The following is an 11,307-nucleotide window of genomic DNA, read 5'->3' on the forward strand; positions in this document are numbered from 1 at the left end:
ACAATCTTGCCCGGTGCCATGTCCTCGTACTCATAGTAGAACCCCCGGGAAGAAATGTAACGCTCCAGATCATATGCATACATAAGCATCGGAATGTCAAGCAGTGATGCCTCAAATACAACCGAAGAATAATCCGTGATCAGCACATCCGTCACGAAAAGCAGATCATTTAACTCGGAATTAGCGGACAAATCAATGATATAGTCCTTATATTTCTTGCGGATATGGCTGCGGTTATTGACAAACGGATGATGCTTGACAATGATCGCATATTCCTCTCCCAGATCCTCATAAAGCTTGTTGACATCCAGACGGTCTACCGGATAATATCCGCTAAGCTTTCCATTGCCACGGAAGGTCGGTGCAAATAAAACAATCTTCTTATCCTTCAACTGCGGATACTTCTCATAGAACTCGCGTGTAACCTTCTCCTTATATGCCTTGTCGAAGAACACGTCCGTTCTCGGAATACCTGTCGCTGCCACCTTGTCCTCGGAGATACCGAAGCCCTCGGCATAGAACTTCGCAATATTCTGTGAGCTTACCAGCGCATAGTCGTAATTTCTATGGTTCTTACTCTGCTGTGTCTGTCCCCCCGGACGTCCCATACGACTGCAGCCAAAGGTCTTAAATGCACCACAGGCATGCCATAACTGAATCAGATAGGTTCCCTTTCTGCGCGGCATTCTGAAAAACAGCTCGCAGAAGTCATCCACAAGGATTACCTTCGCATTTCCAAAATACCATGCCATGCGGATCAGACTGCCAAGATGCATATGCTTGACCTCGTTACTGTCCAGCACATATCTGCGGTCCAGATCCGGCACCTGATCGAGATACTTATTGACAAACTCAAAATTACCGGTCAGATCATCCCTGCGGTTAGACAGGAACACAACACGGTTGTTCTTGATCGGCAGATGGCGTGCCACCGTATTAACTACATCCATCATCCACATCTTGGCAGCCAGAATACCGATGCGGATACGGCTGAAGGTATCCATCTTGGCACGGACATGCTTAAGCAGGTAAATAATGCCATTCTCCGGAATCTTTGCGTTCTTGTCCTGACAGCCTGTCGCCGCCAGAAGTGCATCCACGAAAAATACCGGGATCAGCACAACAGAGAAACAGAACAATATAAAATGCCAGATCCACATAACAACAGCATTGAAGATCTTTCGTCCTTTATGTGGCTGGAAGATCTTGTCCTGTCCCGGCTTTGCATCCAGAAGAACCCTTGTTGAGTCCTCGGAAAATCCCATCTCATACTCAATATAAGTCTCTCTCTCCTCCTCGGAGTCTTCCACACCGATCGCCGTCTCACGCACAAGAAGCTCCAGAGCCTTTTCGTCCTCCGGATCCACGGTAAACGGAGCACTCTCCAGAACCGTATGTCCATAGCTTAACTCCAGAGAGAACTCAATGTGACGGTTCTTCGGCTGCTGATAGAACAAATACTTCAGTGTGTACGTATAGGATGCCATCAGATAAAAGCTGCCATCCTTCTCGCTCTGATAAAAGCGGACTACGATCGGCAGTCGTCTCGTCTGCTCGCCGTTACTGAACACAATAGTCATCTTCGGATCCCGCACATTTTCGTCCCAGGGACCGGATGCACTGACTGCAATATCAAGCTTCTCCTCACGAAGCAGCAGTCGATGTATAGTTACTTTAAAATCCATTCCTTTCACCTCATAATCTCAAACTTCGCATATGAATCTCTTCTGCGTCCGCACGCCTTTTCATATGCATCATTATCAAACAGGATTCCGGATTTTACACAGATTTCATAAAACCCAGACTGTTCTATTATCCTCTCTTTCCATGAAAAAAGCAAGTCTCTTTCCAAAAAAAGAAGACTCCCTGCACGAAGTCTTCTTTTCCGATTCTAAAATGGCATATATTTTACTCAATTCTGAGTGATTTCAACAAAGCCGTAAAGGCTCATTATGTCTGCTTACGCTAAACCTGCGAGGTCACGTCCTACTGTCTTGCAGGCATCGAGCGCCTCATCATCCGGTGCGTTATTAGCAATGATTCCCTCGCCGTTCCACACCTGTGCTCCGTCAGAAGAAACTCTGTCCTCCCAGTCACGCATCCAGTCGCCGCTCCCCCATCCGTAGGAACCGAAAAGTACAACTGTCTTGCCGGAGATTGCCCCATCAAGCTCCTCCATCAGAGGCTCCATGATCGTCTCCTCAAGCTGCTCTGCTCCCATAGACGGACATCCCAGTGCGATTGCCTTCGCATCCCTGACATCGTCTGCACTTGCAGTCTCTGCTGTGATCAGCTCTGCCTCTGCACCGGCTTCCTTTGCACCTTCTGCAATTGCTGCTGCCATAGCTGCCGTGTTACCGGTACCACTCCAATAAATAATATTGACCTTAGCCATTCTGATTAACCTTCCTTTCTCCATGATTCATTATCTCCGGAATACAAAATGATATTCCTGATATAAATCTGACACCGCATCCACTCAGGAAACATAGCTGTCTGCACCAGCACACGCCGCCCGGGTTAGATGTGTATATCGTGTGTTAGTTATCTCTAACTTCTTTCCTATCATATCATGCATTTTCTCCGGATGCAATATGATCATGTGAGAAAAATTATTACTAATCCCTGATCTATTCCATATTCAGATGACGGCTCATTCTCCAGACTGCGACCACGCCGAATGCCACACATAATAAAAACGTCTCTGCAGATACTGTTCCCATTAAATGGCACAGATATTCATTGAACTTTGTCCCTTCTCCCACATGATCCATCGTATTAAGTACTGCTATGACCCTTTCCAGCAAATGTGGTTTAAAGATACTGCCACACTGGAATGTAATAAACAGACCCAGCGTGATCATTCCAACGATCTGCTGTGCTATGTAAACAAATATCAATGCCACCACCGATAAAATATCACGATCTCGGGAGTTTCCCTTTCCTTCCCAGGTATAACCGATCGAAAAACTTGCATAAAACTGACTCAGCGCCGCCGGAATCGACAGGAAAATTGCAATTCCTGCCAGCCATACGATTTTCAATTCTTCCACGCCACTGTCACGGAGAATTTCAAGGATCGGAAGATGGAAATCCAGGCTTCCCAGCATATATGCCAGAATAACTACCACAATCGAAACAACGATCCAGACAGTTCCTGTGACGAGCTTACTGACATACAGCTGCCATGCCGGTACCGGCAGTGTATGCATAAAATAACCTTCGTCCTTTAACAGATTATTCCGGAACAACGCGATCACATAAATGATGCTTCCAACGATCACAGCAATGGCTGCCGCCCGGCAGATCACCCATGCGATCTGATATGCGTATTGAAGCACGATCACATGGTTAAAATGCTCATTCAACGCTTTTAACACTGCAGCAATCCCTGCAAGCACGCCCATCACCGCATAGACACCACCAAAAAATTTACTCTGTATCCTGTTATCATAACCGATCAATTTTCCTAACATGCAAACACCTCCCGAAACAATGCATCGACGGATTTCTTTTCTTCCTCACGGATCCGGTCGACCGATTCATGCAGTACCAATTCCCCATCTTTGATAAAAATGACTTCATCCAGAATCTTCTCCACATCACTGATCAGATGCGTTGAGATCAGTACACATGCTTCCTCATTATAATTATTCAGAATCGTTTTCAAAATAAAATCTCTCGCCGCCGGATCGACTCCACCCATCGGCTCATCCAGCAGATACACCTTTGCCCTGCGGCTCATAACCATAACAAGCTGCACCTTCTCCCGGTTTCCTTTGGACAATGAAGCAATCCTGCTCTTCGTATCGATATGCAGGCTTTGAAGCATCTGCTCTGCCACACTCTTGTCAAAATCCTCATAAAACTCCTCAAAGGTCCGGATAATATCCTTCACCCGAAATGCACTGGAAAGATACGGTCGCTCCGGCAAATAGGATACAATCCGTTTGGTATCCACACCGATCGGCTTTTTATCGATCCGCACAACTCCTTCTTCCGTTGTCAGAAGACCGGCAAGTATTTTGATCAATGTTGTCTTTCCGCTTCCGTTCGGTCCCAGAAGTCCAATAATCTTTCCTGTCTCAAATTCTGCCGAAAAATCTGCTAATGCTGTTTTTCTTCCATATTTCTTTTTCACATGTTCACATTGAATCATCCTATTCACTCCTTTCATTTTCGGTCATTCTCATCTGTCTCCTCTGCCGCTTTTCTGCTTTCTTCTGCAGCAGATCAATGACCTCATCCACACCGAAGCCAAGCTTCATCATCTTCTCTAAAAATTCATCCACATATTCCATCATTAACTCTTCTTGTAACCCCTCACGTATATCCCCCTGTTCTGCCACAAAGCGTCCTGCAGTCCGCTGCGAGTAAACAAGTCCCTCTCTCTCCAGCTCTGCGAGAGCCTTCTGCATGGTATTCGGATTGACTCCTGCTTCCAGCGCAAGTTCGCGCACAGAGGACAGCTTCTGACCTGCCTTCAACTCCCCGCTGGCGATCTGCCGCTTCATGATATTCATAATCTGCTGATAGATCGGAGCATCATCTGTAAATTTCCAATCCATACCGCACCTCCTGTTCCATTGTTATATTTGCAAATATTCTTCGGTGTGAAATCACACAGTAATCTATACATCGTTGTGTAACTTTGTATTATTGTATTACTTGAGTAATACAATAATACAATATATGATAATTGTCAAGTGTTAGAAAAAAAGATTTTAAAGATGCCACCAAAATAATATGATGTAAGTGTCAAAAGTATAAATTGCGTTTGTGCTCGCACAAAGGGCGCAACCCCTTGGAAATACTGGACTTCCTTGGGATTGCGCCCTATATGATAACTCCAAAATCCAGATGCTTCGCATCTGCCGCGCGCTGCGCTCTAAGATTTTGTCGTTCATGAATTCTGTGCAGGCAAACAAGCTTGCCTGCACAGAATTCATAATATTAAACTCTCTTCATGTACTCGCCTGTACGAGTATCGATGCTGATTCTGTCACCGGTCTCTACGAAAAGCGGAACCTGAACGATCGCACCTGTCTCAACGGTAGCCGGCTTGCTGGCACCTGTTGCTGTATCGCCCTTGAAGCCAGGCTCTGTCTCTGTAATCTCAAGCTCTACAAAGTTCGGTGGCTCGATAGCGAATACTTCTCCGTTGTGGGAAAGCATCTGAACCATGTCGTTCTCCTTAACGAACTTCAGTGCATCGCCAACCTGATCGGCTGTCATATCAATCTGATCATATGTCTCTGTGTTCATGAAATGGAACATATCATCGCTGTACAGATACTGCATCTCAGAACGGTCAATGTGTGCCTGAGGACACTTCTCTGTCGGACGGAATGTACGCTCTACAACACCGCCACTCTTGATATTTTTAAGCTTTGTACGGACAAAGGCTGCTCCTTTTCCCGGCTTTACATGCTGGAACTCGATAACCTGAAAGACATTGCCTTCTACTTCGATCGTGAGTCCATTTCTAAAATCACCTGCTGATATCATCTTAAAATCCTCCTTCATGTAGTGGCGGTCAAAACCGCACAATCCTATAAATATTTTACAGGAAACTCCTGTATTTTTCAAGTCCTTTTCCCGGAACGCTTGAATTTTCTTTCACAAAGATCTTCCGTATCAGAAAATCCACAAAAATCTCCGCAACAAATTATGAGACTGTCACAGACCCGTTCTCACGCAGGATACCGATCACCTTCTCCGCAACCTCTCGCGGGATCATGCCATCCGTCTCCACCTTAAGGTCTGCCGCCGCCTGATATCTCGGTTCCCTCTCTCCCATCAGCTCTGCGATTGCTCCAACATTCATCCTTCCGGCAAGCAGCGGACGGTTGGTGCTGTCCTTGACATGCTCATAAATCGTCTCCGGTGCTGCCAATAACAGCAGGATTTTGCCCTGCTCCTTCATCTTCCGGACGTTCTCCTCGCGCAGAACCATACCGCCGCCGCAGGCAATGATCGATGGCGAGTAGCTTTTCAGCTCGTCGAGAAGGTCTGTCTCCATCTGCCGGAATGCCTCTTCTCCCTGCTGGGCAAAGATTGCCGAAATCTCCCTTTCCTGCTGCTGTACGATCAGCCGGTCCGTGTCATACTCGCGCACGCCAAGCTGTCGGCTCAGATTTCGTGCCGTGCTTGTCTTTCCAACCCCCATGAAGCCAATCAAAAATATATGTTCTGTCAACTGATACACTGTCATCCTCCCGTTTACTGATAATCCCGGCGAATTATCTTCTGTCTCTCCTCAATCCTGCTGATCATTCCGGCAAACCATCTCCGGTCTCTCCTTCAGCCTACTGGTAATTCTGGTGAACCATCTCCAGCATCTCCTCCAGCTTATTGACCGGAAGCTGCCCCGGGGCACTCTCCTGTCCGATGCTTCCAAAGGTCACTGCGGAGCCAAATGCCTCTCCCGCAATCCGGCTGATACTTCCGATCCGGCTCATTGACATTGTGATCAAAGGCTTGTCTGTCTGTTCTGTCATCTTCAACGTAAACATCATCAGCCGCATAACATCCATGCGGTTCTCCGGCATCACTGCCATCTTCGGAATATCCACGCCGCTTTCAATGATAAGCTTCATTCTTCCCGCGAGGTCATCATCCTCCGGCGTCATATTGAAATTATGATAAGAGCCAACCACCGTCACCTTCTGACGCAGGGCAGCGATCCAGTTCTTCAGCTCCTCAAACTTCTCCTTCACATCCGCCGCCGGCTCTCCCGACAAATCCGAATAATTTATGTCTTTAAAGATCTCCACATCGACCATATCGACAAGACCACTCTGAGCAATGTTGTCTAACAACTCGCGGTACTCCGGTGTCTCTATCTCCTGGCAGCCGCCCTCCGCCTTGGTGCGGAAGGTAACAAGAAGCGGTCTGCCGTATAATGACATCTTTAACCGCTGCAATGTCTCTAAAACCATATCCCAATGATGAACCTCACTGTAATAATCGATGCGCCATTCTATAATATCAACCCTCTTTTGCAGCAGGATATCTGCCGCCGCAATAATAGATTTCCGGTCCGTTTCTGTAATCGATGCACAAATCTTCGGCTTACCACTTCCAATAGAAACATCTCCAACCTGAACCATATCGTCCTCCTTTAAAATCTATCGATCATTCATCCTTTAATGTATCCTTCGCTGCTGCAACAATTGCAGAAACAGCTCCCACAACAACAGCCACCACTATCACAACAAGTAAGATGACTCCTCCGATCAAAGCTTCCATATCGTCCTCCCTTTCTCCGTGGCAAATAATCTCTGATACTCCGTCCCTTTATATACCATGTACATACTAATATACTTATTATAACAGATACTATACTTCCGTCAATCACCGAAACCGAAACAAATTTTTAACTTTTTCGAATGGCGGAACAAAAAATCACTTTCATGCAAAAACAGCGGAGAAAAAGTGCCGGAAGCGCTCTTTCTCCGCCGTTATGTTTATGTATATTCGTTCAGAAACAACACAAATTAGTTGTTGATAAGCTTGTCGCTCTCGTTATTCCAGCTATACAGCTTACGGATCTCTTTACCAACCTTCTCTGAAGGATGCTCAGCGTGAAGCTTTCTCATAGCCTTGAAGTGAACCTGACGACCTGCATCAGACATATCAAGCAGGAACTCTTTTGCGAAAGAACCATCCTGGATGTCTGACAGAACCTTCTTCATTGCCTTCTTAGTATCCTCTGTGATGATCTTAGGACCTGTGATGTAATCACCATACTCAGCAGTGTTGGAGATAGAGTATCTCATTCCCTCGAAACCTGACTGATAGATCAGATCTACGATCAGCTTCATCTCATGGATACACTCGAAGTATGCATTTCTTGGATCATAACCAGCCTCGCAGAGTGTCTCGAAACCAGCCTGCATAAGAGCACAAACACCACCGCAAAGAACTGCCTGCTCACCGAAGAGGTCAGTCTCTGTCTCTGTACGGAATGTTGTCTCAAGAACACCGGCTCTTGCTCCACCAATACCAAGTGCATATGCCAGTGCAAGATCAAGTGCCTTACCTGTTGCGTCCTGCTCTACAGCTACCAGACAAGGAGTACCCTTGCCAGCCTGATACTCAGAACGTACTGTGTGACCAGGTGCCTTTGGTGCGATCATTGTAACATCTACATCAGCAGGTGGTACAATACATCCGAAGTGGATATTGAAACCATGAGCGAACATCAGCATGTTACCTGCCTCGAGGTTTGGCTCGATGTCTTTCTTGTACATATCAGCCTGTTTCTCATCGTTGATGAGGATCATGATGATATCAGCCTGCTTAGCAGCCTCTGCTGTTGTGTAAACTTTAAATCCCTGCTTCTCAGCCTTAGCCCAAGACTTGGAACCCTCATACAGACCGATGATAACATCACATCCGGACTCCTTTAAGTTCAGTGCATGTGCATGTCCCTGACTACCATAACCGATGATAGCGATCTTCTTTCCGCTCAAAAGATCTAAATTACAGTCATCCTGATAAAAAATTCTTGCTTCTGCCATTTCTAATTCCTCCTAATATAAATTGTTGGGATAAACTTGTCATACAACTCGTTCAACTTGTATGACATTGATTTTAAAACTATTTTTTCCTCTTGTCAATATATTCTTTGAAATTTATGAAAAAAATTTTGTTTTTCATAATAAAATGAGAAAATCAGCATTTTGTCATTAATTCACACGACATTACGATTATTTTCCTATTTTATAAACGAACAGCTCCCATACCAGTATCTACTGCTATGAGAACTGTATCATACCGCCGGCATCACTGCAAGTTCAGCTGCTCTGTCAGGAATGCATGATGCAGATGGATCGTCACAGCACTTTTGATCCCCTCTGCGTCGCGCTTCTCCAGAAAATTCATGATCAGGATATGGTCCTTATATGCATCTTCGGCGATCACATCCAGATTAAAGTCCAATGCAAAGGTCTTTTCGATCGTCTCCGTCAGCATCGGCATAAAACGACTGATAAATTCATTGTGGGAAGCCTTAAGGATCGCACCGTGAAAATCACTCTCCGACTCGATCCGCTCCTTGCCGGTCGGATTCTCCTCCAGATGTCTCTGGCATTCCTGTCCCAGTCTCAGAATATGAGCGATTTCCTCATCCGTTGCCCGCCTGCATGCCAGTGCTGCCGCCTCCGGCTCGAAGATCATTCGCGTCTCATAAAGATCACGCAGTGTCACCTGCATATCAGAAAAGCTCTTCATACGGATCCTGCTGTCTGCCAGACGGTCAGCCTGCTCTGCCACAAAGGTTCCCTTTCCTCTCTGTACCACCAGAATCCCCTCGGATACCAGCGTGCGGATTGCCTCCCGCAGCGTCGTCCGGCTAATGCCTAATTTTTCGGAAAGCTCATTCTCATTTGGCAGTTTCTCTCCATAGGTATATGTTTCCTTCTCCAATATCATCTTACGTAGCGTGTCGGCAGTACGCTGTGATAAATTCTCTCCCTGCGCTCTCATAATCTCTGTCCCTTCATATCGAAGTCTTTCTTGCGACAAAAGACAGACTTCATCTGTCCTTCCTCTGCGCTGCAAATTATTCAGCGCCTCTTGTCAGTCCTGCAATACCTGTACGAACCATTTCCTTGATCTCATAGCTTTCAAGAAGATCGATAAATGCGTTGATCTTCTCATGGCTTTCCGTCATCTCCACCATAACGGAATCCTTCTCAATATCCACAATGCTTGCATGATGCAGTGCATTCACAAGACAGATCAGTCCGGTCCGCTCCTCCGGAGTCACACCGACCGTCACGATCACAAGCTCACGACAGATCGAATGTTCTGCCTTCAACTCCTTGACCTCACGGACATCCTCCAGCTTTGCGAGCTGCTTCTGGATCTGATCCAGGCTGAGGTCATCACCCTTTGCCACAACGGTCATACGGGAAATGGTCGGATCCTCTGTCTCTCCGGCCGTAAAGCTGTCAATATTAAATCCGCGCCGGTTAAACAACCCGGACACCCTGCTGAGCACTCCTGATGTATTGTCTGCAAGAATCGAAAATACTTTTGTCTTCATATCCTTTGTCCTTTCCTTAATCAAAATGTACCGTCATCCTTCGGTGTAATTTTATTGGAAACATGCTTCCCATTTTCATAAACACGATAATACAGTTTATTGTTTTCAAACTTAATCTGATCCAGAGTGCAGTTTGAAGAATACAGATCTGTCGTCTTCCACACAGCTTTTGCCTCATTGGTCTTATAAGAGTACAGGTAAATACTGTTAAACGCAATGAAATAATATCTGTCTGCATCGTACTGAACCAGATTGTCTCCTGACACATTATATAATACCGTTGCGGAGCCCTTATCAAGGCCCTGACGTTCGGCAATGCCATTCTTTGTCATATACAGCCACTTGCCGTTGTTATAATAGAAGCTGCTGTTGATATTCTTCCAGTAACGGTTGTCGTACTTTGTGCTTGTCGCATCTGCCGTGCTGAAGTCATAATGCTTTGTCTTCCGCATTCTGGCAGCACTGCACAGGAAATTCTGATGGCTGACCCTGCCATACTGGTCTGTCTTGTCTCTGGCATCCATCGGATCATCCCATGTCACATCGACATGATACCACTTCTGACCGATCTTGATCTCATTCCACATATGTACCATCTTATTCGAAGAAACAAACTTAACCGGAATTCCCACCTTCTGCATCAGGATCGCATAGGCTCTGGAATATCCCTCGCAGTTAGCCTTGTGCTTTAAGAACACACCAACCTCCGTCAGACGGAAAGCATTACCTGCGTTGCTTGTATAAGCTGTTGTACTGATCAGGTAATCATGTAACACCATCGCCTTTTCCACCTGGCTCATTGATGGCTCTACTACCAGAAGTGCCTGATTGATCGCATCATTTAACTGTGTTCTTGTCTTTTGGATCTTTGCCTTCCGAATAGTTCCATCTGCCTTCTTATATGCATCGGCATAACCAAGTGTGATCTTGACGATCTGATTGGTGGAAGTATTTCTGGATACAGAGAAACGTGTTCCTGTGTAAAACAGATATGGTGTTTCACTGACCACCTCACTCATCATACTCTTCAGATTGCTATACTCTGTCGCGTAATTGAGATTGTATGAACTGACATCAACGCTCACCTGATACTTCTTATAAGCGTTGATCACGGCCTTTTTGGCACCGCCCCAATTACCGGTAGCTGCCGATGCTCCTGAGGTGTTCACAAAAACACCAAGGAACAGCACCGTCACTGCCACTACTACACCACGGATCCATTTTGAGTTTTGACCTCTTACCATAATAAATCC

12 protein-coding genes are annotated in these 11,307 nt (G+C 45.9%); all 12 read right to left on the reverse strand.

Going from position 1 to position 11,307, the window contains the following annotated elements:
• Positions 1–1,685: CDP-glycerol glycerophosphotransferase family protein (locus ACZLMD_RS02880; RefSeq protein ID WP_489495098.1), on the reverse strand; the 1,685-nt coding region annotated here is incomplete at its 3' end.
• Positions 1,686–1,960: 275 nt separating this feature from the next.
• A complete protein-coding gene (locus tag ACZLMD_RS02885) occupies positions 1,961–2,395 on the reverse strand; it encodes a flavodoxin (RefSeq protein ID WP_482522776.1) in 435 nt (144 codons plus the stop codon).
• Positions 2,396–2,630: 235 nt separating this feature from the next.
• Entirely contained in the window at positions 2,631–3,476 is an 846-nt protein-coding gene (locus ACZLMD_RS02890) for a hypothetical protein (protein ID WP_455057378.1), read from the reverse strand.
• The gene (locus ACZLMD_RS02895) at positions 3,470–4,168 is read right to left on the reverse strand and encodes an ABC transporter ATP-binding protein (RefSeq protein ID WP_482522256.1); all 699 of its coding nucleotides are present in this window, start codon (positions 4,166–4,168) and stop codon (positions 3,470–3,472) included. Before ACZLMD_RS02895 ends, ACZLMD_RS02890 begins: the two co-directional genes overlap by 7 nt.
• Positions 4,161–4,568, reverse strand: coding sequence for a GntR family transcriptional regulator (locus tag ACZLMD_RS02900; RefSeq protein WP_482522255.1), 408 nt, complete (start codon positions 4,566–4,568; stop codon positions 4,161–4,163). Before ACZLMD_RS02900 ends, ACZLMD_RS02895 begins: the two co-directional genes overlap by 8 nt.
• 385 nt (positions 4,569–4,953) lie before the next feature.
• On the reverse strand, positions 4,954–5,508 hold the full coding sequence (gene efp, locus ACZLMD_RS02905; RefSeq protein WP_022305248.1) for an elongation factor P: 555 nt from the start codon (positions 5,506–5,508) through the stop codon (positions 4,954–4,956).
• Between the two features lie 160 nt (positions 5,509–5,668).
• Positions 5,669–6,208 (reverse strand): shikimate kinase, encoded by a 540-nt coding sequence (locus tag ACZLMD_RS02910; RefSeq protein WP_022305247.1) that lies wholly within the window; start codon positions 6,206–6,208, stop codon positions 5,669–5,671.
• Positions 6,209–6,308: 100 nt separating this feature from the next.
• Positions 6,309–7,112, reverse strand: coding sequence for a type I 3-dehydroquinate dehydratase (gene aroD, locus ACZLMD_RS02915; protein WP_022305246.1), 804 nt, complete (start codon positions 7,110–7,112; stop codon positions 6,309–6,311).
• A gap of 387 nt (positions 7,113–7,499) precedes the next feature.
• On the reverse strand, positions 7,500–8,525 hold the full coding sequence (gene ilvC, locus ACZLMD_RS02920; protein ID WP_022305244.1) for a ketol-acid reductoisomerase: 1,026 nt from the start codon (positions 8,523–8,525) through the stop codon (positions 7,500–7,502).
• A 265-nt stretch (positions 8,526–8,790) separates the two neighbouring features.
• Positions 8,791–9,492, reverse strand: a complete 702-nt coding sequence (locus ACZLMD_RS02925) for a FadR/GntR family transcriptional regulator (RefSeq protein ID WP_482522133.1) — start codon at positions 9,490–9,492, stop codon at positions 8,791–8,793.
• Positions 9,493–9,568: 76 nt separating this feature from the next.
• On the reverse strand, positions 9,569–10,054 hold the full coding sequence (gene ilvN / locus ACZLMD_RS02930) for an acetolactate synthase small subunit (protein ID WP_022305242.1): 486 nt from the start codon (positions 10,052–10,054) through the stop codon (positions 9,569–9,571).
• Positions 10,055–10,074: 20 nt separating this feature from the next.
• Positions 10,075–11,307 (reverse strand): transglutaminase domain-containing protein (locus ACZLMD_RS02935; protein ID WP_489495099.1); only part of this gene is annotated, 1,233 nt, incomplete at its 5' end.

The organism is Jutongia sp., assembly GCF_057878315.1.